The organism is Pseudomonas koreensis (genome assembly GCF_024169245.1).
GTDB lineage: Bacteria > Pseudomonadota > Gammaproteobacteria > Pseudomonadales > Pseudomonadaceae > Aquipseudomonas > Aquipseudomonas koreensis_F.
The window spans coordinates 5,795,016-5,818,459 of record NZ_JALJWP010000001.1; the positions used below are offsets into that span (position 1 = coordinate 5,795,016).

At 61.2% G+C, this 23,444-nt stretch carries 17 protein-coding genes and 1 pseudogene; 12 read left to right on the forward strand and 6 right to left on the reverse strand.

The annotated features are described in order from the left end of the window. Positions 1-68: 68 nt before the first annotated feature. The 5 genes from J2Y90_RS25725 to edd all read right to left on the reverse strand — a co-directional run bounded on the left by J2Y90_RS25725 (position 69) and on the right by edd (position 6,679). Positions 69-1,328 carry a D-mannose isomerase gene (locus J2Y90_RS25725; protein WP_253504715.1) on the reverse strand — a complete coding sequence of 420 codons (1,260 nt, stop codon included), beginning with the start codon at positions 1,326-1,328 and terminating at the stop codon, positions 69-71. Between the two features lie 198 nt (positions 1,329-1,526). Then, positions 1,527-2,996 carry an ATP-binding protein gene (locus tag J2Y90_RS25730; protein WP_039758121.1) on the reverse strand — a complete coding sequence of 490 codons (1,470 nt, stop codon included), beginning with the start codon at positions 2,994-2,996 and terminating at the stop codon, positions 1,527-1,529. Continuing rightward, entirely contained in the window at positions 2,986-3,717 is a 732-nt protein-coding gene (locus tag J2Y90_RS25735) for a response regulator (RefSeq protein WP_039758123.1), read from the reverse strand. The genes J2Y90_RS25730 and J2Y90_RS25735 overlap by 11 nt, the downstream gene beginning before the upstream one ends. A 179-nt stretch (positions 3,718-3,896) precedes the next feature. Next, positions 3,897-4,856: a glucokinase gene (locus J2Y90_RS25740; RefSeq protein WP_253504718.1), complete on the reverse strand. Its 960-nt coding sequence runs from the start codon at positions 4,854-4,856 to the stop codon at positions 3,897-3,899. Then, positions 4,853-6,679, reverse strand: a complete 1,827-nt coding sequence (edd, locus tag J2Y90_RS25745; RefSeq protein WP_016773527.1) for a phosphogluconate dehydratase — start codon at positions 6,677-6,679, stop codon at positions 4,853-4,855. The genes J2Y90_RS25740 and edd overlap by 4 nt, the downstream gene beginning before the upstream one ends. A 220-nt stretch (positions 6,680-6,899) precedes the next feature. On the opposite strand from edd, the gene gap reads away from it, so the two are divergent. From gap to J2Y90_RS25790, 9 genes and pseudogenes are all read left to right on the forward strand, one after another. Further along, positions 6,900-7,901, forward strand: coding sequence for a type I glyceraldehyde-3-phosphate dehydrogenase (gap, locus tag J2Y90_RS25750; protein ID WP_016773526.1), 1,002 nt, complete (start codon positions 6,900-6,902; stop codon positions 7,899-7,901). A gap of 200 nt (positions 7,902-8,101) precedes the next feature. Beyond that, positions 8,102-8,620 carry an RNA polymerase sigma factor gene (locus tag J2Y90_RS25755; RefSeq protein ID WP_253504721.1) on the forward strand — a complete coding sequence of 173 codons (519 nt, stop codon included), beginning with the start codon at positions 8,102-8,104 and terminating at the stop codon, positions 8,618-8,620. A 123-nt stretch (positions 8,621-8,743) separates the two neighbouring features. Further along, positions 8,744-9,709 carry a FecR family protein gene (locus J2Y90_RS25760; protein ID WP_253504724.1) on the forward strand — a complete coding sequence of 322 codons (966 nt, stop codon included), beginning with the start codon at positions 8,744-8,746 and terminating at the stop codon, positions 9,707-9,709. Between the two features lie 122 nt (positions 9,710-9,831). Further along, positions 9,832-12,417, forward strand: a complete 2,586-nt coding sequence (locus tag J2Y90_RS25765) for a TonB-dependent receptor (protein ID WP_253504727.1) — start codon at positions 9,832-9,834, stop codon at positions 12,415-12,417. Positions 12,418-12,526: 109 nt separating this feature from the next. Next, a complete protein-coding gene (locus J2Y90_RS25770) occupies positions 12,527-13,123 on the forward strand; it encodes a biliverdin-producing heme oxygenase (RefSeq protein ID WP_253504730.1) in 597 nt (198 codons plus the stop codon). 167 nt (positions 13,124-13,290) lie between these two features. After that, positions 13,291-13,701, forward strand: coding sequence for a YbaN family protein (locus tag J2Y90_RS25775; RefSeq protein WP_253504732.1), 411 nt, complete (start codon positions 13,291-13,293; stop codon positions 13,699-13,701). Between the two features lie 441 nt (positions 13,702-14,142). Then, a pseudogene (locus J2Y90_RS26835) lies at positions 14,143-15,150 on the forward strand (PDC sensor domain-containing protein); the annotation flags it as partial. 102 nt (positions 15,151-15,252) lie between these two features. Continuing rightward, a complete protein-coding gene (locus J2Y90_RS26840; protein WP_429462297.1) occupies positions 15,253-16,008 on the forward strand; it encodes a methyl-accepting chemotaxis protein in 756 nt (251 codons plus the stop codon). A gap of 189 nt (positions 16,009-16,197) precedes the next feature. Beyond that, positions 16,198-17,547: a CoA transferase gene (locus tag J2Y90_RS25790; RefSeq protein ID WP_253504738.1), complete on the forward strand. Its 1,350-nt coding sequence runs from the start codon at positions 16,198-16,200 to the stop codon at positions 17,545-17,547. 196 nt (positions 17,548-17,743) lie between these two features. Here the strand turns inward: J2Y90_RS25790 and arcD (J2Y90_RS25795) are convergent, their stop codons facing one another. Further along, complete coding sequence (gene arcD, locus J2Y90_RS25795) at positions 17,744-19,171, reverse strand: arginine-ornithine antiporter (protein ID WP_253504741.1); 1,428 nt, start codon at positions 19,169-19,171, stop codon at positions 17,744-17,746. A 437-nt stretch (positions 19,172-19,608) separates the two neighbouring features. Between arcD (J2Y90_RS25795) and arcD (J2Y90_RS25800) the strand changes: the two genes are divergently transcribed. The 3 genes from arcD (J2Y90_RS25800) to J2Y90_RS25810 all read left to right on the forward strand — a co-directional run bounded on the left by arcD (J2Y90_RS25800) (position 19,609) and on the right by J2Y90_RS25810 (position 23,407). Further along, on the forward strand, positions 19,609-21,036 hold the full coding sequence (gene arcD / locus J2Y90_RS25800) for an arginine-ornithine antiporter (protein ID WP_253504743.1): 1,428 nt from the start codon (positions 19,609-19,611) through the stop codon (positions 21,034-21,036). A 34-nt stretch (positions 21,037-21,070) separates the two neighbouring features. After that, a complete protein-coding gene (gene arcA, locus J2Y90_RS25805) occupies positions 21,071-22,327 on the forward strand; it encodes an arginine deiminase (RefSeq protein ID WP_123418871.1) in 1,257 nt (418 codons plus the stop codon). A gap of 69 nt (positions 22,328-22,396) precedes the next feature. After that, positions 22,397-23,407, forward strand: coding sequence for an ornithine carbamoyltransferase (locus tag J2Y90_RS25810; protein ID WP_041479782.1), 1,011 nt, complete (start codon positions 22,397-22,399; stop codon positions 23,405-23,407). Positions 23,408-23,444 lie beyond the last annotated feature (37 nt).

Consider the following 23,444-nt stretch of genomic DNA (forward strand, 5'->3'; position numbering starts at 1 on the left):
TGCACGGAGTTTAAACAGAGCGTTTCGCTTCGCAGGTAACGAAGGGACGCGTAAATGTCACGACATGGTTACACAGGAACAGGCCGAGATAACCGCGCCAAAGCCGTGGCCATGCTTGGCGCCAGCGGCAACCGCGGAATCAGCACAGCCTGCCAGGCGTGATACAGATCGGGCTTGCCCGGCCAAATATCGGCACTGGGCACATTCTGCGGATTGAGTTCGTGGTGCCAGCTGCCGTTGCAGCGGTCGATGAAATTCGTCTCACAGAATTCCCAGAACAGTCGGTACCAGGTTTCGTATTGCGCGTCGCCGGTACGTTTGAGCAAGGCACTGGCGGCGGCGCTGGCTTCGGCATGCGTCCAGTGCAGGCGATGGCGAACGACGGCCTGGTTATCCCAATCGAGGGTGTAGACGATGCCCGGCGCACCATCGACATCCCAGCCGTTGCGGCAATTGTGTTCGAAGAGTTTTTGCGCATCGGTCGCCAACCAGCCCGGCGTCAGCATGCCAGCCTGCACCCGCGCGGCTTCAAGATGCAGCAGCAAGCGCGCCCATTCGAAACCATGGCCCGGCGTGGTGCCGTAAGGACGGAAACCATCAGCAGGATTGTCGTGGTTGTATTCGCGTAGCGGCTGCCAGTCGCGATCGAAGTGTTCGATGACCATGTAATCATTGGCCGCCGCGTGACCGTGGATCACCCGCTCGACGATGCGCTGGGCGCGCACCAGCCAGCGCGGATCTTCGGTGACATCAGCCAGCGCGAGGAATGCTTCGGTCGCGTGCATGTTGCTGTTGGCGCCGCGATAGGCTTCTTCTTCGCTCCAGTCGCGATTGAAGAATTCGCGCATGGCGCCCTCTTCTTCGCTCCAGAAATAAGTGTCGATGATATCGATTGCGTCATCGAGCAAGGCCTGGGCGCCGGGCCGTTGCGCGACCACGGCGGAACTGGCGGCGAGCGCGACAAAGGCATGCAGATAGGCGTTCTTGCCGGTGTTGTCGTCGCGGTGCCGGGCAACTGCAAACCAGCCACCGTGCAGCGCATCACGCAGCGGCCCGCGCAGGGCGGCGATGCCGTGATCGATCAGCTCGGCGAACCCCGGCAGCCCCTGAATGTGGGCCATGGCGAAGCTGTGGGTCATGCGCGCGGTGTTCATGGTTTCGGCTTGCGCGTGCGCCGGCAGACGGCCGCGCTCGTCGAGGTTGCCGAAACCTTCTGGCAGCTTTGAGGCCTTGGCAAAATCCAGCAGACGCAGGCCTTCGGCGGCAAGCCATTGCTGGTGGGCAGGGGCATTCAGCCAACTGCTGAAGTCTGGGTGAAAGGTGTCCATGGAGTGACCCTTTTTTGTTGTTAGGACTGCGGGCAGTCTAAACAACGGGCCGGGGCGGGCTTGTAACGAAGGGGACGGGGTTTGTCACTAGCCTGTGACATTAGCAAAGCAAAGTCAAAAGATCGCAGCCTTCGGCAGCTCCTACATGGAAACGCATTCCAAATGTAGGAGCTGCCGAAGGCTGCGATCTTTTGATCTTCAATCAACCGAACGCGGCAACTGCAACGTCACCCGCAACCCACCCTCACGCAGATTCTGCAACGTCACTTCCCCGCCATGGCTATGGGCAATATTGCGCGCAATGCCAAGACCCAACCCATAACCCTGCTGCTGCCCCGCCAACCTGAAGTGCGGTTCGAACACCTGCTCCAACCGCTGCTGCGGCACGCCCGGCCCTTCATCGTCGACGTGCAAAACAAACGCGCTGTCATCGTCATCGATGTGCAGGTGCGCGTTCTGTCCATACTTCAAGGCGTTGTCGATCAGGTTGCCGATGCAGCGCTTGAGCGCCAGCGGCTTGCCCGGATACGCCGACAGCGCGCGCCCATGCTGGGTTACACGACCGTTGCCATTCGGCGCCAGGTACGGCTCGACCAGACAATCGAGGACATGGTTGAGATCCACCGGCTCGATGTTCTCGTGGATGTCGGTGTCTTTCACGCATTGCAACGCGCCTTTGACCAGCAGCTCCAGCTCATCCAGATCGCGGCCGAACTTGGCTTGCAGCTGTTCGTCCTCGAGCAGCTCGACGCGCAAACGCAAGCGGGTGATCGGCGTGCGCAAGTCGTGGGAAATCGCGCTGAACAACTGGCTGCGCTCGGTCAGGTAGCGGCTGATGCGTTCGCGCATGGTGTTGAACGCGCGCCCGACCTCCACCACTTCACTGCCGCCGCCCTCCGCCACTGGCTCGACGTCGGCGCCCAGCGACAGATCCCGCGCCGCCCGTGCCAGACGCTTGAGCGGCCGGCTCTGCCAGTGCACGAGCAGGCCGATGAACAACAACAGAAAGCCGCTGGTCAGGACGATGAACCACACCTGCTGCGCCGGCAGGCCTTGCTCTTCGAGACTGGTGTAGGGCTCGGGCAGCAACGAGGCGATGTACAACCACTCGCCCGGGGCCATCTGAATTTGAGTGACCAGCACCGGCGGATTCACCGGTTCAAGCGTCAACGCGTAATGCGCCCAGGAGCGCGGCAATTCATCGAGTTTCAGTCCGGCGTTGAAAATGCGCAGGTCTTCGGGACTGACGAAGGTCACCGAAATATCCGTGTCATGGCCAAGCGACTGGCGCAGCACCTCATCCACCGCTTGCATCACCGCGGCCTTGCGCGGCGTCACTGGCAGCACGTCCATGCCCAAGGGCTTGTCGTTGAGGGTCACGACAAACCGGGTGCCGCCCATGCTGCGCAATTGATCGAGCACCAGCGGTCGATAGGCCACCGGCAAGGAACGGAAATAACTGACGCTGGCGGTCATCGAATGGGCCAGGCTGCGGGCGCTGGTGACCAGGCCTTCGAGCTGGGTGGCGCGCAACTGCGAAACCCAGATCACACTCGACAGCGTCTGTGCGAACAGCACCGCCAGCAGGGTCAGCAGCAACATCCGTCCGAGCAATGAGCGCGGCACCGGCACGCGGCTGGCGAACTTGCGCAGCGCCTCAGTGAGCATTGCCGGCAACCACATTGGCTGCCAACTGATAACCGCTGCCACGTACGGTGCGAATCAGCCGTGGCGGTTTTTCGGTGTCGCGCAGGCGTTGGCGCAAACGGCTGACGGCCATGTCAACGATGCGATCGAGCGGCATCAGATCGCGGCCACGGGTGGCATTGCCGATGGTGTCGCGGTCGAGGATTTGCTGCGGGTGGTCAAGGAACAGTTTCAGCAGAGCAAAATCGGCGCCGGAAAGAATCACTTCCTCGCCGTCGGTGTGGAACAGCCGATGACTGACCGTGTCCAGGCGCCAGTCGTCAAAGGCCAGCACTTCGCTGCCGCTGCGTTCGTGAGCGAATTGCGCGCGGCGCAGCAAGGCCTTGATTCGCGCTTGCAGTTCGCGCGGGCTGAACGGTTTGCCGAGGTAGTCGTCGGCACCGAGTTCCAGACCGATCACCCGGTCGGCTTCGTCGGAACTGGCGGTCAGCATGATGATCGGCACCTGCGCCTGACGCGGATGCTGACGCACCCAACGGCACAGGCTGAAACCGTCTTCGTCGGGCAGCATGACATCGAGGATCACCAGATCGCTCGGCGCCTCGTTGAGCGCCTGACGAAAACCGGCGCCATCGGCGGTGGCCCGCACCTGAAACCCGGCGCGGGTCAGGTAGGTTTCCAGCAACTCGCGTATTTCCTGGTCGTCATCGACCAACAATATCGACTTGTTGACTGAGCTCACTTCGAAGGCATCCTTGTTGTTGGAGTTGGGGCGGATTATGCCTTAAGCGCTGATTTTACAAACACCACAAAACCACTGTGGGAGCGAGCCTGCTCGCGAATCGGGTTTACCTTCAACGCATTTGCTGACTGATACACCGCTTTCGCGAGCAGGCTCGCTCCCACACGGGCGATTGCATTTCAGGGTCGAGTCGCTTGATCCAGCGCCACACCGGCGCCGACCAGGCCGGAATACGGTGCCGTCACCAGCCACACCGGAATGCCTTTGAAGTAGTCGCTCATGCAGCCCTTGTCGGCGAAGCAGCGAGCGAAGCCGCTTTCGAGGAAGAAATCGGCGAAGCGTGGAATCACCCCGCCGACGATAAACACACCGCCGCGCGCGCCGGTGGTGAGCACATTGTTGCCGGCGACGCGACCGAGCCAGCAGCAGAACTGCTCGAGCACTTCCAGAGCAATCGGGTCACCGGCCAGACCGGCGGCGGTGATCGCCTCTGGCGTTTCAAGCGTAGGCTCATGGCCATCCACCGCACAGATCGCCCGGTACAGCCGCGGCAGGCCGCCGCCGCTCAACGCGGTTTCCGCGCTGACATGGCCGATCTCGTTGTAGATGTGCTGCCACAGTTGCGTTTCGCGCGGGCTGCTCAGCGGCAGGTCGACGTGGCCGCCCTCGCCCGGCAACGCGGCAAAGCGACCTTCGCCGAGGTCGAGCAAGGTGCCGACACCCAGGCCAGTGCCCGGGCCGATCACCACCGCCGGGCGCAACGGCTCCGGCGTGCCTTCGCAGACCACGCGGAATTCGCCCGGCTGCAAACGGGTCATGCCCAGCGCCATCGCCGAGAAGTCGTTGGTCAGCAACAATTGGTCGACCTGCAAGGTCTTGCAGAACGCGCTACGACTCAGCCGCCAATGATTGTTGGTGAACTTGAATTCGTCGCCGCTCACCGGTCCCGCCACCGACAGGCACACCGAACCGATTGAACCCGGCGCCAGGCCAAGACCGCCCAGGTACAAGCCGATCGCCTCTTCCGGCGTCGCGAAGTCGGCCGTGGCCAGCACCTGAACCGATTGCAGTTGCTGGTTTTGCCACAACGCGAAACGCGCGTTGGTGCCTCCGATGTCACCGACCAAAGCCAGTTTCAATTAAGCGTCTCCAGGGCAGAAGTGAAGGCGCTGGCGCCCTGCTCCGCCGAGCTGAAGGCCATGCGCATGAAGCCAAACAACTCGCGGCCGCTGCCAATGTTGTTGCCCAACAGGCCCTTGGCAGGTTCGCGCGCTGCAAATTCGGCGGCGTCGACCTTGAGTTCCAAGGTGCCTTTGACGCCATCGACGCGGATGATATCGCCCTCTTGCACCCGCGCCAAAGCACCACCGACATAAGCTTCGGGGCTGACGTGAATCGCCGCCGGGATTTTCCCCGACGCGCCGGACATGCGCCCATCGGTCACCAGCGCTACTTTGAAGCCGCGATCCTGCAGCACGCCGAGGAACGGCGTCATCTTGTGCAGCTCCGGCATGCCGTTGGAACGCGGGCCCTGGAAGCGCATCACCGCGACAAAATCCTTCTCCAGCAGACCGGCCTTGAACGCATCGGCCAGATCCTGCTGATCCTGGAAGACCATCGCCGGTGCTTCGACGATCTGGTTTTCCAGCGCGACGGCAGACACTTTCATCACGCCGCGACCGAGATTGCCTTCCATCACCCGCAGTCCGCCTTCTTGCGAGAACGCACGGGACACCGGACGGAGGATGTTTTCGTCGAGGCTGTCAGTCGGGCCTTCGCGCCAGACCAGCTCACCGTTATCGAGGAACGGTTCCTTGGTGTACTGGCTCAGGCCATGACCGAGCACGGTGTTGACGTCTTCGTGCAGCAGACCGGCGCCTAGCAGTTCGCGAATCAGGAACGACATGCCGCCGGCGGCCTGGAAGTGATTGATGTCAGCTTTGCCGTTCGGATAGACGTGGCTCAGGGTCGGCACGACTTCGGAGAGGTCGGCCATGTCTTGCCAGGTCAGTTGAATGCCCGCGGCCATGGCGATGGCCGGCATGTGCAGGGTGTGATTGGTCGATCCGCCAGTGGCGTGCAGGGCAACGATGGAGTTGACCAGCGCCTTCTCGTCGACGATTTCGCCGATCGGCATGAAGTTGCCGTTCTGCTTGGTCAGGCGCGTGACCTGGTGCGCGGCTTCGCGGGTCAGCGCGTCGCGCAACGGTGTATTCGGGTTGACGAAGGACGCGCCCGGCAAGTGCAGGCCCATGACTTCCATCAGCAACTGGTTGGTGTTGGCGGTGCCGTAGAACGTGCAGGTGCCCGGGCTGTGGTAGGACTTCATCTCCGATTCCAGCAGCTCTTCACGGGTGGCCTTGCCTTCGGCGTACTTCTGGCGGACGTCGGCTTTTTCCTTGTTGGAAATCCCCGAAACCATCGGCCCGCCCGGGACGAAGATCGTTGGCAAATGACCGAAGCGCAGCGAGCCCATCATCAAGCCCGGAACAATCTTGTCGCAGATGCCGAGCATCAGCGCACCGTCGAACATGTTGTGCGACAGCGCCACGGCGGTCGACATGGCGATCACTTCGCGACTTGGCAGGCTCAGTTCCATGCCCGGCTCGCCCTGGGTCACGCCGTCACACATCGCCGGAGTGCCGCCGGCGAACTGGCCGACCGAGCCAATCTCGCGCAGTGCATTCTTGATCTGTTGGGGGAAAACTTCGTACGGCTGGTGCGCCGAAAGCATGTCGTTATACGAAGACACAATGGCGATGTTCGCCGAGTTCATCATCCGCAGGCTGTGCTTGTCTTCCGTGCCGCACCCGGCCACGCCGTGGGCGAAGTTGGCGCATTGCAGCTTGCCGCGCATCGGGCCGTCGGTGGCAGCGCCGCGAATCAATGCAAGGTAAGCCTGACGCGTGGCGCGGCTGCGGGCGATAAGCCGTTCGGTGACCTCAAGAACGCGGGGATGCATGTGTAGAACTCCAGGCTAACGGATGTGGCGACCTGATTGTCTATGCTGGTCAAACGCCGTTGTTGTTGGAATGACAGACGGCTTTTTTGACCATTCGGACCAGTTGATTCAGGTCACTCGTTGTAGATAAAACAAAATATTGCCACTAAAAAGGCTTGTTTTCTATTTTTATGCGAATAATCTTGTAATTCAAACAACAAAACGACGGCGGCGCTGTTCCATGACTCTTCGAATCGCAATCAATGGTTTTGGCCGCATCGGCCGTAATGTCCTGCGCGCACTGTATACCCAAGGCTATCGTCAAGACCTGCAGATCGTCGCGATCAACGATCTGGGTGACAGTTCGATCAATGCCCATCTGCTCAAATACGACACCGTCCACGGCACGTTCGACGCCGAAGTGGCCCACGATAACGAGAGCCTGACGGTCAATGGCGACCGCATCGCGGTCAGCGCCATTCGCAACCCGGCCGACCTGCCATGGGCTGCGGAAAAAATCGACGTGGTCTTCGAATGCACGGGTCTGTTCACCGACCGTGCCAAAGCCGCCGCGCATATCAGCGCCGGCGCCCGCAAGGTAATCATCTCAGCGCCGGCCAAAGGCGCCGACGCCACTGTGGTTTATGGCGTCAACCACGATATCTTGCGTCAGTCGCACCAGATCATTTCCAACGCCTCGTGCACCACCAACTGCCTGGCGCCAGTGGCGCAGGTGCTGCATCGCGAGCTGGGCATCGAAAGCGGCCTGATGACCACCATCCACGCCTACACCAACGACCAGAACCTTACCGACGTCTATCATAGCGACCCGTACCGCGCCCGTTCGGCCACGCAGAACATGATCCCGAGCAAGACCGGCGCTGCCGAAGCGGTGGGCCTGGTGCTGCCGGAACTGGCCGGCAAACTGACCGGCATGGCCGTGCGTGTGCCGGTGATCAACGTGTCGCTGGTCGACCTCACCGTGCAACTGAAGAAAGAAGCCAGCGCCGACGAAGTCAACGCCCTGCTGAAAGCGGCCAGCCAGCATTCGAAAATCCTCGGTTACAACACCTTGCCGCTGGTTTCCAGCGACTTCAACCACAACCCGCTGTCGTCGATCTTCGACGCCAACCACACCAAAGTCAGCGGCAAGTTGCTCAAGGTGCTGGCCTGGTACGACAACGAATGGGGCTTCTCCAACCGCATGCTGGATAACTGCCTGGCGTTGTGTAACGCCGAATAATTCCAGGTATTCAACCAATCCCTGTGGGAGCGAGCTTGCTCGCGAAAGCGATCCGTCAGTCGATATTCAATTGCCTGACACCCCGTCTTCGCGAGCAAGCTCGCTCCCACATGTGATCCGATTTCAATTTGAAATCAGCACTTGACCATTCAGCTGGATGATAAGCATTATCATTCGCTCGAAATGAATCAGGTCCTCCCGTGAGTCAATCGCGCTTCAACCACGTCTTCCTCGCCCAGCGCACTTCCCTGCTGCGCACGCTGGAACGGATGGTCAACAATCACAGCACCGCTGAGGACCTGTTGCAGGAGACTTACCTGCGCGTGACCCGCGCGTTGCGCGAGCGGGCCATCGATCACCTTGAACCCTTTGTCTTCCAGACCGCGCGCAATCTGGCGCTGGATCATTTGCGTGCGCGCAAGATCCATGCGCGAACCATGATCGATGATGTGCCGCAGGACGTGGTGCAGAGCATCGCCGCGCCGGCCAGCAGCGCGGAAGACGCCGCCCACGCCGAACAACTGCTGGAGCGTTTGAACGTGAGCCTCAGCCAACTCAGCCCACGCCAGCAGCAGATCTTCATCCTCAGCCGCCTGCACGGGCACAGCTATCAGGAAATCGCCGACGAACTGCACGTGTCGCTGAGCACCGTGCAGAAGGAACTGAAACTGATCATGACAATTTGCATCGGCGTCGCCGAACGCTTGAATGGCGACTGAAGCTGTAGGGCTTTTCTGTAAGTGGCAGGATCGACTGCACTGATCACCGTGCTTTGCTACCCTTGCCCGACTTTTACGCTGCAATAAAAAACAGCCGTGCACAGACACTGCCGAGGAACCACCGTGACGCACACCCACCGCCCGCCTTCGCCCGATTCGGCGCGGGACGCTGCAGCTGCAATGGACCAGGCGCTGGACTGGCTCATCGTGCTCGGCAGCCCGGACGAGGAACAGACCCGGCAATTTCATGCCTGGCTGGCGGCGGATCCGTTGAATGCCGAGGCGTTCGTCAAGGCCCAGGCGATCTGGGACGGCCCGCAAGTCGCGCTGTGCGCCGAAGCCCTGGCAGCAAAACCGGCAAAGATCACTTTCCTCAAACGCTTGCGTCCGCACTGGAAACCGCTGGCCAGCGCTGCGGTGTTGATCCTCGGTCTGTTCAGCTTCAGCAACCTGCCGATGCGCCTGCAGGCCGATCACCTGACCGTGGTCGGCGAGCGCCAGCGCCTGCAACTGGAAGACGGCTCGAAGGTGCTGCTCAACACCAATTCAGCATTCTCCAGCACCATCAATGATCAACAACGTGTGGCCCGGCTGTTTCAGGGCGAGGCGTTCTTCGAGATTGCCAGCGGCCGCAATCAGCCGCTGGAGATCGACGCCGGGCCGGTCACGGCCAGCGTGCACGACACCGCATTCGCCGTGCGCTACCTCGACGGGGTCGCGCAAGTGAATGTGCAGCGTGGCGATGTCGATCTGCGCGCCACCCACAACGATGCCCGCGTGCGCCTGCGTGCCGGGGAAAGCATTCGGATCGGTCCCAACGGATTTGATCGTCCGGCCAAGCTCGACGCCAATGCCGATCTGGCCTGGATTGAAGGCCGTCTGGTGTTCGAGAACTGTCCGCTGAATCAGGTCCTGGCAGAGCTGCGCCGCTACTACCCGGGCTGGATCATCAACAACAACGAGCGCCTGGCCGACGTCGCCGTCACCGGTAATTACCGTCTCGACCAGCCGCTCGACGTGGTGCGCTCCCTCGCCCACATCACCTCGGCGCGCCTGCAGGAATTCCCTGCGCTGGTGATCCTGAACTAAATGAGAATTATTTTTACTCGATAGCCAACGGCAGTACGTCTCGTTATAGCCAATGCAATTGATTCGCATCTAACCATGCCGATCAGCACCTATAAAGATTCGTGCGACACGGAGCGCTATCGATGTCCTCACGCCTTACCCGCCAGACTGCTTCCCCCTCCCGCGTACTGTCCCTGCTGACCGCGGCCATCCTCATGGCCGGCACCGCGCCGCTGCTCGCAGCCACCGAGCAACCGGCGCGCAACATGGGCGACTACCCGTTCGCCATCGGCCAGCAATCGCTGGTTTCAGCGCTGAATGCCTTTACCGCCGTGACCGGTTGGCAGGTCGGCTTGCCGGCAGAGCTGGGTCAGAACGTCTCGTCGCCGGGCGTGCGCGGTTCGCTGCCGCCGGAGAAAGCCCTCGAGCGCCTGTTGGTGGGGACCAACCTGAGCTTTCGCAAGCTGAGCAACAACAACGTCGTACTGGAAAAACGCAGCGGCAGCGGCACGCTGAATCTCGATCAAGTGACGATCAGCGCGACGCGTCAGGAACAGTCGGTCAACAGCGTGCCTTCGACAGTCAGCGTGCATGATCGCGATGAACTCGACCGCAACAACGTCAACACCATCAAGGATCTGGTGCGCTACGAGCCGGGCGTTTCAGTCGGCGGTGCCGGTCAGCGCGGCGGCATCAGCGGCTACAACATTCGCGGTATCGACGGCGACCGCATCCTGACTCAAGTCGACGGCGTGGAGATCCCCAACGGTTTCTTCAACGGCCCGTACGCCAAGAGCCAGCGCAACTACGTCGACCCGGAAATCGTCAAACGCGTGGAAATCCTCCGCGGCCCGGCCTCGGTGCTGTACGGCAGCAACGCCATCGGCGGCGCGGTCAGCTATTACACGCTGGACGCCGACGACATCATCAAACCGGGCAAGGATGTCGGCGCGCGGTTGAAAAGCGGTTACAGCTCCGCCGACGACAGCTGGCTTAAATCCGCCACCGTCGCCGGGCGCAGCGGTGAGTTCGACGGTCTGCTGCATTACAGTCAGCGCGACGGTCACGAAAGCGAATCCTTCGGCAACCACAACGGCACTGGCCTTGCGCGCACCGCGGCCAACCCCGAAGACGTCCGTGCGACCAACGTGCTGGCCAAGCTCGGCTGGAACTACAACGACGATTCGCGCCTGGGCCTGACCTACGAAAAGTACAAGGACGATCGCGACACCGATCAGAAAAGTGCCTACGGCGGCCCGTACTTCAACGGCGCCCCGACCATCCCTGACAGCGTACTGCCTGGCGGCATGTACCAGTGGCGCACCGGCAACGACACCATCACCCGCGAGCGTTTCGGCATCGAACATTCCTTCGCCCTCGACAGCCTGCTGGTCGATAACGTCAAGTGGAGTCTCAACCATCAGACTGCCAAGACCGACCAGAGCACCGAAGAGTATTACTTCCCGATGACGCGCCGGGTGCTGCGTACCCGCGACACGATCTACCAGGAAAAACAGTGGGTGTTCGACGCGCAACTGGACAAGGCCTTCGCCATCGGTGACACCGATCACCTGCTGACTTACGGCACCACGATCAAGCAGCAGAAAGTCACCGGCTCGCGCAGCGGCGACGGCACATGCCTGGCAGTCGGTCGCGGCTGCACGGCGATCGGCGCGACCAGTGCGGCGGACGTGCTGGCCAAGGCCAGTGATTTCCCCGATCCGACCATCAACACCTACAGCCTGTTTGCCCAGGATCAGATCAGTTGGAACGACTGGACCTTCCTGCCGGGTCTGCGCTACGACTACACCCAGCTCAAGCCGCACATCACTGAGGAGTTCCTCAACACCGTGAACGCCGACGGCCAGGGCACGGTCAGCGACAAGAACAAGACCTGGCACAAAGTCTCGCCGAAATTCGGCCTGACCTATGCGCTGACGGAACACTACACCTGGTACGGCCAGTACGCCGAAGGCTTCCGCACGCCGACGGCGAAAGCGTTGTACGGGCGTTTCGAGAACAACACCAGCGGCTACACCGTCGCGCCCAACTCCGACCTTGAGCCGGAAAAAAGCAAAGGCTTCGAAACCGGCCTGCGCGGCAATTTCGAGCAGGGTTCGTTCGACGTCGCGGTGTTCTATAACAAGTACCGCGACTTCATCAACGAAGACGCGGTCAAGCCGGGCGACGATCAGTTGACCTTCCAGAGCAACAACATCAAGCGCGCCACGATCAAGGGCGCGGAAGTCAAAGGTCGCTTGAATCTGGATGCCTTCGGCGCGCCGCAAGGCCTGTACACCCAAGGCTCGATCGCTTACGCCTACGGTCGCAACAACGACAATGGCGAACCGATCAACAGCGTCAACCCGCTCACCGGCGTGTTCGGCCTCGGTTACGACCAGCACACCTACGGCGGTTTGCTGAGCTGGACCGTGGTGAAGAAGAAGGACCGTGTCGACGACAGCAACTTCAAATCGCCGGACGGCGTCAGCAGTCAGTTCAAGACCCCGGGCTTCGGCATTCTCGATCTGGCCGGCTATTACAAAGTCACCGACGACGTCACCGTCAGCGGCGGCCTCTACAACCTGACCGACAAGAAATACTGGCTGTGGGATGACGTGCGCGGTTACGACAGCGTCGGCGAAGCTTCGGTGACGCAACCGGCCAATCTCGATCGTCTGACCCAACCGGGACGCAACTTCGCGATCAACCTGATCTGGGACATCTGACCCGCCCGGCCTCACTGCGCGTGTTATCGCCGCGCAGTGGGTTTTTTTACTGTCCGGCGCCCTCCCGTACGTCTTGTTATCAAGCGCCTCATTCATCAAGGACACCCCCATGACTGCCTCGGAAAAAGCCCTGCGTTCGCAACGCCTGAACCAGATCACCCATGAGCCGCACAGCAAACTCGATGCGCTGGTCAAAGCCCACGCACCGTTCGAAAGTCGCGCCAGCTTCGCCCGTTTCGTCGTCGCGCAATACCTGTTCCAGGCGGAACTGGTCGAGCTGTACAACGACACTGAACTGACCGCGATCGTCCCTGACCTGCCGGCCCGTTGCCGCGCCGAAGCGGCCAAGGCTGACCTCGCCGACCTCGATACCGACGTCCCGGCCCCAGTGGCTGGCGCGCTGAAAAACCCGAGCAAGGCGCGCGCACTGGGCTGGATCTTCGTGTCGGAGGGTTCCAAGCTTGGCGCGGCGTTCCTGATCAAGCGCGCCGTGGCGCTCGAGCTGAGCGAAACCTTCGGTGCCCGGCATTTGGCTGAACCGCAAGGTGGCCGCGCCGAGGGCTGGAAAAGCTTTGTGCGCACCCTTGATGCGTTGCCGTTCACGGCAGAGGAAGAGGCCGAAGTGGAGCAAGGCGCGCTGGACGCGTTCAACCGCTTCACCGTGCTGCTGGAACAGGCTTATGCGACAGAAGCCGAACCGGCCTGACTGTCTGGCCAACCCCGTCCTACTGTGGGAGCGAGCTTGCTCGCGAAGACGGCGGCACATTCAACGTCAATGTGTCTGATCCACCGCTTTCGCGAGCAAGCTCGCTCCCACAGGGTTCCCGGCAAGTCTGTAGAATCCCCGTCTCGCCATATCCATTCGCTGAGCCCATGCCCGCACCCGCCCCATCAAAACTCGTCCGTCTGCTGTTCGCCCTGCTGGCCTATGTCAGCCTCGGCATTGGCCTGATCGCCATCGTCGTGCCCGGTCTGCCGACCACCGAGTTCATCCTCCTTGCCGCGTGGGCCGCGACCCGCAGTTCGCCGCGCCTGAGTGCCTGGCTGGAAAATCACCGCCTGTTCGGGCCGATCCTGAGTAACTGGCGCAACGGCAAGATCATCGCGCGCAAGGCCAAGCTCAGTGCGACCGTGAGCATGCTGCTGTGCGCGACATTGATGCTGGTGCTGCTCGATCACGGCTGGCCGATCTATCTGGCGATCGCCGGGATGGGCCTGGGCAATCTATGGATCTGGTCGCGTCCGGAATCCCCCGTCGCTGCAGCGAAACATTCCTGTAATTAAAGACTTTTCAGCACTTTCCCCTGCGCAAACGTTTAGCGGCGACCGTCCGTCGGCGAGCGCCTCATGCCGTCTCGCTCGACGCCGATGAGCATTGAATGGCGCTGAATGGATTTGGCAAACCGGGCTGCGGCCCAGGCCACCTGTTTATTCCATTCGCGAGATCGCCCCATGTTCGACGCTCTGTCCATTCGCCTGAAAATCGTCCTGCTCTCCGGCCTGTGCCTGCTCGGAGTGGTGGCGCTGATTGTCAGCATGAACATCTACCAGACCAACCAGAACGACGAGCTGGTCAGTCAATCCAGCAACCAGTTGCTCACCGCCAGCGTGCAGAACCTGCTGCAGGCCAAGGCTGCCGAGCAAGCGGTGCGGGTGCAGAAAACCTTTGGCGAAAGCCTGCTGGTGGTCACCGCCCTCGCCGACCAGATCAAGGATCTGCGGACGATGGCGGCCAAGCGTTCGCTCGAAGCCGGCGCTGTTCGTGAAGAGTTGAATCAGAGCCTGAAAACCGCGTTCGAGCGCAACGATAAAGTCCTCGGCATCTGGCTGGCTTTCGAACCCAACGGCCTCGACGGCAAGGACAGCGAGTTCGCCAACGACGCCGCGCGGCAATCCAACGAGGCCGGGCGCTTCGCTTCTTACTGGAGCCGTGCCGCCGGCGCTGCGCTGAATACGATCATGGTCGAAGATGACCTGACCAAGACCACTCTCAGCGTCAGTGGCACGCCGTATAACAGCTGGTACACCTGCCCTCGCGACAACAAGCGCACCTGTCTGCTCGACCCGTATGCCGACACGGTTGGTGGCAAGGAAATGCTCATGACGACCATTTCCGTACCGCTGCTGGTCGACGGCAAAGCGATCGGCGTGGTCGGTGTCGACATCGCCCTCGACGCGCTGCAAGCCGCCGCCGTCGACTCGCAGCGCAGCCTGTTCAACAACGCCGGCCACATGTTGATCGTCTCCGGCAGCGGCGTGCTGGCGGCCGACAGTGCTGACGCGACGCGGGTCGGCAAAAAAATCAGCGACACCCTCGGCGCTGACGGCAAGGACGTATTGCAACTGGTCGGCAGCGGCACGGCGAAAATCCTCGAACAGGGCGATTTGATTCGCGCGGTTTACCCGGTTGATCCGATCGGCAATTCGCGGGCGTGGGGCGTGGTCATCGACCTGCCCAAACAAGTGCTGCTGGCTGACTCGGTGAAGCTGCAAGCGGTGCTGGATGATGCACAGGAAACCGGCGTGATCACTGCTCTGCTGGTCGCCGTGGTGGCCGGTCTGGTCGGCCTGCTGCTGATCTGGCTCACCGCCTCCGGGGTCACCCGTCCGATCAACAGCGTCGCCGACATGCTGAAGAACATTGCCAGCGGCGAAGGCGATCTGACCCAGCGTCTGAACTACAGCAAGAAAGACGAATTGGGCGAACTGGTGAACTGGTTCAACCGTTTCCTCGACAAGCTGCAACCGACCATCGCGCAGATCAAACAGAGCATCACCGAAGCCCGTGGCACGGCTGATCAGTCTTCGGAAATCGCCCGGCAGACCAGCGAAGGCATGCAGGTGCAGTTCCGCGAAATCGATCAGGTCGCCACCGCGTCCAACGAAATGAGCGCCACCGCCCACGATGTCGCCAACAGTGCCTCGAACGCCGCCAACGCGGCCAAGGGTGCCGATCAGTCGGCGAAGGACGGCATGGCGATCATCGAGCGCAGCACCCGCGACATCAATCAACTGGCCGATGAAGTCAGCAAAGCGGTGACCGAGGTCGAAGCGCTGGCGGTCAACAGCGAGCAGATCGGTTCGGTGCTGGAAGTAATCCGCAGCATCGCCGAACAGACCAACCTGCTGGCCCTCAACGCTGCCATCGAAGCTGCGCGCGCCGGCGAAAGCGGTCGCGGTTTTGCCGTGGTCGCTGACGAGGTGCGCAACCTGGCCAAACGCACGCAGGATTCGGTGGAGGAAATCCGCGTGGTCATCGAGCGCATCCAGACCGGCACCCGTGGCGTGGTCGCGACCATGCACTCGAGCCAGACCCAGGCGCACAACAACGCCGGGCAGATTCGTCAGGCGGTCGATGCGCTGGGCAAGATCAGCGACGCGGTGACGGTGATCAGCGACATGAACCTGCAGATCGCCAGTGCCGCCGAAGAACAGAGCGCCGTGGCTGAAGAGGTCAACCGCAACGTCTCGGCGATTCGCACCGTCACCGAAACCCTCACCGAGCAAGCCACCGAATCAGCGGCGATCAGCAGCCAGCTCAACAGCCTCGCGAGCCAGCAGATGAAATTGATGAATCAGTTCCGCGTGTAACAATCCAGCATAAATCCCTGTGGGAGCGAGCCTGCTCGCGAAGAGGTCGTCATATCCAACATCAATGTTGACTGACACGACGCCTTCGCGAGCAGGCTCGCTCCCACAGGGAACGGGTTCACATCCTGGTTTCATCTAAACCGCGATTTTTTTGCACTATCATCCCCCTCTCGTTCCGGAGGGCCTTCGATGACTGATCTGCTCGCGTCCATCCAAACCGCACTCGGCCTGCCCCGCAGGCCAATCCCCTTCAACGGTAACGGCGCGCTGCCCTCGGCGTTCGCGGTCACCGAACTGGCCTGCGCCAGCATTGCCGCTGCCGGCCAAGCGGTCAGCGAACTGCTCCACCAGCAAACCGGCCACTTGCCGGCCGTTGCGGTTGATCGACGCCTGGCCTCGTTCTGGTTCTCCACCTCGCTGCGCCCGATCGGCTGGCAAGTGCCGCCGCTGTGGGATCCGGTCGCCGGCGACTACGCGACCCGGGACGGCTGGGTCCGCCTGCACACCAACGCCCCGCATCACCGCGCCGCCGCTGAACGGGTGCTTGGCGCCTGCGCCGACCGTGCAGCAATGGCGGCGAAAGTTGCGCAATGGGCAAGTGCGGATCTGGAACAAGCGGTGGTCGACGCCAAGGGTTGCGCCGCCGAGATGCGCAGTTGGGCGCAGTGGCAGCAGCACCCGCAAGGGCTGGCAGTGAATGCTGAGCCGTTGGTGCATTTCATTGCGCAGACAGACGAACACCGCGCCGAATGGCAAGGCTCGATCGCACGACCTCTGGCCGGGATCAAGGTGCTCGACCTGACCCGCGTGCTCGCCGGCCCCACCGCCAGCCGCTTGCTCGCCGGATTGGGCGCCACTGTGCTGCGCATCGATCCGCCGAGCTGGAACGAACCCGGCGTGGTTCCGGAAATGACCGTCGGCAAACATTGCGCGCGGCTGGACCTGCAGACTCCGGCGGATCGCGCGGTGTTCGAAGCTTTACTGAAAGACGCCGACATTCTGCTGCACGGCTACCGCGCCGATGCTCTGGAACACCTCGGCTTTGGTGTTGAGCGCCGTCGACATTTGGCACCGGGGCTGATCGACGTCTGCCTCAACGCCTACGGCTGGAGCGGGCCGTGGCAGAACCGCCGGGGCTTCGACAGCCTGGTGCAGATGAGCAGCGGCATCGCCGAGGCCGGACAGCGCTGGAAGCACAGCGATAAACCGACGCCGCTGCCGGTGCAGGCGCTGGATCATGCAACCGGGTATCTGCTGGCGGCAAGTGCGATCAGGCTGCTGACTGAACGCATGGCCAACGGTCGCGGGGGTTCGGCGCGGTTGTCCTTGGCGCGCACGGCGAAGCTGTTGATCGAGCATGGGCCTGGGACGCATGACCCGCTGCGGGCCGAAGACGCGCTGGATCAGGATTCGGCGATTGAACATACCGCATGGGGCCCGGCGCGGAGGTTGCGCGTGCCGGTGCAGATCAGCGGGACGGCGGTGCAGTGGGATTTGCCGGCAACAGAGTTGGGCTCGCATCCTGCGCAGTGGCTCTAGAAGATGCCCCTCACCCCAGCCCTCTCCCGGAGGGAGAGGGGGCCGACCGAGGTGTCTTGCGCTATACGTCGACCTGAAAAAACCAGTCGATTATGGATTCGGTAAAGGTCTTTCACGTCGGCGTAATTCGCCAATATCCCCCGGTCGGCCCCCTCTACCTCCGGGAGAGGGCTGGGGTGAGGGGCCGCTTTTCAGATCACAACGCCAGCACCCCGCTATACAACCCATACGCCGCCATCCCCGCACCAATCACCACGCAAGCAAAAATCCCCTTCTCCACCGTGGTAAAAACCGGCTGGCCCTGTTCATGCTTGGCCTTGGCAAACAGAATCACCCCGGGGGCATACAACAACGCCGACAACAGCAGATATTTCACCCCACCGGCATACAACAGCCACACCGCGTAAACCAGTGCGATGCCGCCAATCAGCAGATCCTTGGTGCGTTCGGCCGAGGCGTGTTCGTAGGTTTCGCCGCGCCCGCTGAGCAGCACCGCGTAGGCCGCCGACCACAAATACGGCACCAGAATCATCGACGAGGCCAAGTAAATCAGACTGGTGTAAGTACCCGCCGAGAACAGCGTGATCAGCAGGAAAATCTGGATCATCGCATTGGTCAGCCACAACGCGTTGACCGGCACGTGATTGTTGTTTTCCTTCTTCAGGAACGCCGGCATGGTCTTGTCCTTGGCCGTGGCGAAGAGAATTTCCGCGCACAGCAAAGCCCATGACAACAATGCGCCCAACAGGGAAATCGCCAGCCCGACGCTGATCAGCAACGCGCCCCACGGCCCGACGATATGCTCAAGCACCGCTGCCAGTGAAGGGTTCTGCAGATTGGCCAGCTCCGGCTGGCTCATGATCCCCAGCGACAGCACGTTGACCAGCACCAGCAGCGCCAGCACGCCAAGAAAGCCGATCACCGTGGCGCGGCCGACGTCGCTGCGTTTCTCCGCACGGGCCGAGTAGACGCTGGCGCCTTCGATGCCGATGAACACGAACACGGTGACCAGCATCATGTTGCGCACCTGATCCATCACTCCGCCGAAGTTCGGATTGCTGCGGCCCCAGATGTCGCGGGTGAAGATGTCAGCCTTGAACGCCACGGCAGCGATGACGATGAACATGATCAGCGGCACGACCTTGGCCACGGTGGTCAACTGGTTGATCAGCGCCGCCTCCTTGATTCCGCGCATCACCAGGAAATGCACCGCCCACAACAGCACCGAGGCGCAGCCGATGGCGATCGGCGTATTGCCCTGGCCGAACACCGGAAAGAAATAGCCGAGGGTGCTGAACAGCAAGACGAAATAACCGACGTTGCCCAGCCACGCGCTGATCCAGTAACCCCACGCCGACGAAAAGCCCATGTAATCGCCGAACCCGGCCTTGGCGTAGGCGTAGACGCCAGAGTCCAGTTCCGGTTTGCGATTGGCCAGGGTCTGAAAGACGAACGCCAGGGTCAGCATGCCGATCGCAGTGATGCCCCAGCCGATCAGGATTGCCCCGGCATCGGCGCGCGCCGCCATGTTCTGCGGCAACGAGAAAATCCCCCCGCCGATCATCGAGCCCACCACCAGCGCGATCAACGCACCAAGGCGCAGCTTTTGCGTCGGTTGCGACATGCAGATCTCCTTGGAAAAGCCGCTGTTGTTTATTTGTAACAACAGCTGACTAAAAAGCTAAGAGTAGATGACGTTTATCAGGTAATACGTGACCGGGCACACTTTTATATAGCTGATGACGATAACGCGTAGCACGTTAATTCAGTTTTGTGCGCTGATCCTGATAATTCGATTCTGTACTGGAAACAGATGACGGACATTTGCCAAACACGCAAAAGCAACTAGCGTCATAGTTCGAAAGCATTAATAGCTATTCCCACTTGCGTCAGCGAAACGGCTCTGTCTCGGGCCTTTCAGAGCACAGCGTTATGCCCGCAACGGGTGGATAAGTCATTCATTAACAATGGAATGTGGCCATGCACTGATCCAAGTCAGCTCTTCGAACAGACAACGGTACTAGGCTGTGAGCTCTCCTTTCCTGCAATGGAGTCATGCAAATGTCTGAAGCGCCCGGAAAACTAAGACTCGGTGCACTGGTTGCACTGGTAGTCGGCTCAATGATCGGTGGCGGGATATTTTCCTTGCCACAAAACATGGCCGCCAGCGCCGACGTCGGTGCCGTGCTGATCGGCTGGGCCATCACCGCAGTCGGCATGCTCACCCTCGCTTTCGTCTTTCAGACTCTCGCCAATCGCAAGCCTGACCTGGACGGCGGGGTCTACGCCTACGCCAAGGCAGGATTCGGCGACTACATGGGTTTTTCGTCTGCCTGGGGTTACTGGATCAGCGCCTGGCTGGGTAACGTCGGCTACTTCGTTCTGCTGTTCAGCACTCTCGGCTACTTCTTTCCGATCTTCGGCGAGGGCAATACCCCGGCAGCGGTGATAGGCGCGTCGTTGCTGCTGTGGGGCGTGCATTTCCTGGTGTTGCGCGGGATCAAGGAAGCGGCGTTCATCAACCTCGTGACCACGGTCGCCAAGGTCGTGCCGCTGCTGCTGTTCGTGCTGATCGCCATCTTCGCGTTCAAACTGGACATCTTCACCGCCGACATCTGGGGCGTGAAAAACCCTGATCTGGGCAGTGTGATGAACCAAGTGCGCAACATGATGCTGGTCACCGTCTGGGTGTTCATCGGCATCGAGGGCGCGAGCATCTTCTCCGCCCGCGCCGAGAAACGTTCGGATGTGGGCAAGGCCACCGTGATCGGCTTCATCACCGTGCTGCTGTTTCTGGTGCTGGTGAACGTGCTGTCTCTGGGCATCATGACTCAGCCGGAACTGGCGAAACTGCAGAACCCGTCGATGGCCGCCGTGCTTGAACACGTGGTCGGGCACTGGGGCGCGGTGCTGATCAGCGTTGGCTTGATCATTTCGCTGCTGGGGGCGCTGCTGTCATGGGTGCTGCTGTGTGCGGAGATCATGTTCGCCGCAGCCAAAGACCACACCATGCCGGAATTCCTGCGCAAGGAAAACGCCAACCACGTGCCGGTCAATGCCCTGTGGCTGACCAACGCCATGGTGCAGGTGTTCCTGATCATCACCCTGTTCTCGGCCAGCACTTACCTGTCGCTGATCTACCTCGCCACTTCGATGATTCTGGTGCCGTATCTGTGGTCGGCGGCCTATGCCCTGCTGCTGGCGGTGCGTGGCGAGAGCTACGAAGGCTTTGCCGCCGAGCGGCGCAAGGATCTGATCATCGGCGGTATCGCCCTGATCTATGCGGTGTGGTTGTTGTACGCCGGCGGGGTCAAGTACCTGCTGCTGTCGGCCCTGCTTTATGCGCCCGGCGCAATCCTGTTCGCCAAGGCCAAGCTGGAACTCAAACAACCGGTTTTCACCAACGTCGAGAAGCTGATTTTCGCTGCAGTGGTCGTGGGCGCCGTGGTGGCGGCCTACGGTCTCTACGATGGCTTCCTGACGCTGTAACCCCTGATTGATTGTCATCTGGAGGAACACAGAAATGACCACGGAAAAAGTGAAGTACGGCGTCCACTCCGAAGCCGGGAAACTGCGTAAAGTCATGGTTTGCTCCCCAGGTCTGGCCCATCAGCGGCTGACCCCGAACAACTGCGATGAGCTGCTGTTCGACGACGTGCTGTGGGTGGCGCAGGCCAAGCGCGACCACTTCGACTTCGTCACCAAGATGCGCGAGCGCGGCATCGACGTGCTGGAAATGCACAACCTGCTGACCGACATCGTTGCCATCCCCGAGGCGCTGGACTGGATTCTTGAACGCAAGGTCACCGCCGACTCGGTGGGCCTGGGCCTGATCAGTGAAGTGAAATCCTGGCTGAAAAGTCTCGAGCCGCGGCACATCGCCGAATTCCTGATTGGCGGCGTCTCGGCCGATGATTTGCCGGACAGCTTCGGTGGCAAGACCATCCAGATGTTCCGCGACTTCCTTGGGCATTCCAGCTTCATCCTGCCGCCGCTGCCCAACACCCAGTTCACCCGCGACACCACTTGCTGGATCTACGGTGGCGTGACGCTGAACCCGATGTACTGGCCGGCGCGCCGTCAGGAAACCCTGCTGACCACCGCCATCTACAAATTCCATCCGCAATTCACCAACGCCGAATTCGAGATCTGGTACGGCGACCCCGACAAGGATCACGGCAACTCCACCCTTGAGGGCGGCGACGTCATGCCGATCGGCAACGGCGTGGTGCTGATCGGCATGGGCGAGCGCTCATCGCGTCAGGCCATCGGCCAACTGGCGCTGAACCTGTTCAACAACAAAGCGGTGGAAAAAGTCATCGTCGCCGGCCTGCCGAAATCCCGCGCGGCAATGCACCTGGACACCGTGTTCAGCTTCTGCGACCGCGACCTGGTGACGATTTTCCCGGAAGTGGTCAACCAGATCGTCGCCTTCACCCTGCGCCCTGACGAAAGCAAACAGGGCGGCATCGACATTCGCCGCGAAGAAGGCAGCTTCCTCGACACCGTCGCCGCTGCGCTCAACCTGCCGAAACTGCGCGTGGTGGAAACCGGCGGCAACAGCTTCGCCGCCGAACGCGAGCAATGGGACGACGGCAACAACGTGGTGGCGATGGAGCCCGGCGTGGTCATCGGCTACGACCGCAACACCTACACCAATACCCTGCTGCGCAAGGCTGGCGTGGAAGTCATCACCATAAGCGCCGGCGAACTCGGTCGCGGCCGTGGCGGCGGCCACTGCATGACCTGCCCGATCGTGCGCGACCCGATCGATTACTAAACGACCGTCCCCCCGGCCGCACCCATCCCGTAGCGGCCGGGCCGATTACCGAATCCAAGGAGAATCATCATGGCGTTTAACATTCACAACCGTAATTTGCTGAGCCTGGAACACCACACCCCTCGCGAATTGCGTTACTTGCTCGACCTTTCTCGCGATCTGAAACGTGCGAAGTACACCGGCACCGAGCAACAGCATCTGAAGGGCAATAACATCGCCCTGATCTTCGAGAAAACTTCGACCCGCACCCGTTGTGCATTCGAAGTGGCGGCCTATGACCAGGGCGCCAACGTCACCTACATCGACCCGAACTCCTCGCAGATCGGCCACAAGGAAAGCATGAAGGACACCGCCCGCGTGCTCGGGCGCATGTACGACGCCATCGAATACCGTGGCTTCAAACAGGAAATCGTCGAAGAGCTGGCCAAGTTTGCCGGGGTGCCGGTGTTCAACGGCCTGACCGATGAATATCACCCGACCCAGATGATCGCCGACGTGCTGACCATGCGTGAGCACGCCGACAAGCCGATACACGAAATCAGCTACGCCTACCTCGGCGATGCGCGCAACAACATGGGTAATTCGCTGCTGCTGATCGGCGCCAAGCTCGGCATGGACGTGCGCATCTGCGCGCCAAAAGCCCTGTGGCCGCTGGACGATCTGGTAGCGCGCTGCAAAAAATACGGTGAGGAGAGTGGCGCACGCATTACCCTCACCGAAGATCCGAAGGAAGCGGTCAAAGGCGTCGACTTCATTCACACCGACGTCTGGGTATCGATGGGCGAACCGGTGGAAGCCTGGGCCGAGCGCATTCAGCAGCTGCTGCCGTACCAGGTCAACGCCGAGCTGATGAAAGCCACCGGCAACCCGCGCACCAAGTTCATGCACTGCCTGCCGGCATTCCACAACAGCGACACCAAGGTCGGCAAACAGATCGCCGAACAATATCCGCATCTGAAAAACGGCATCGAAGTGACCGACGACGTGTTCGAGTCGCCGGCCTGCATCGCCTTCGAGCAAGCGGAAAACCGCATGCACACGATCAAGGCGATCCTGGTCTCGACCCTGGCTGATCTGTAACGCCACTGAGCTCCCACTGAAGGAACAGGAAACAAAA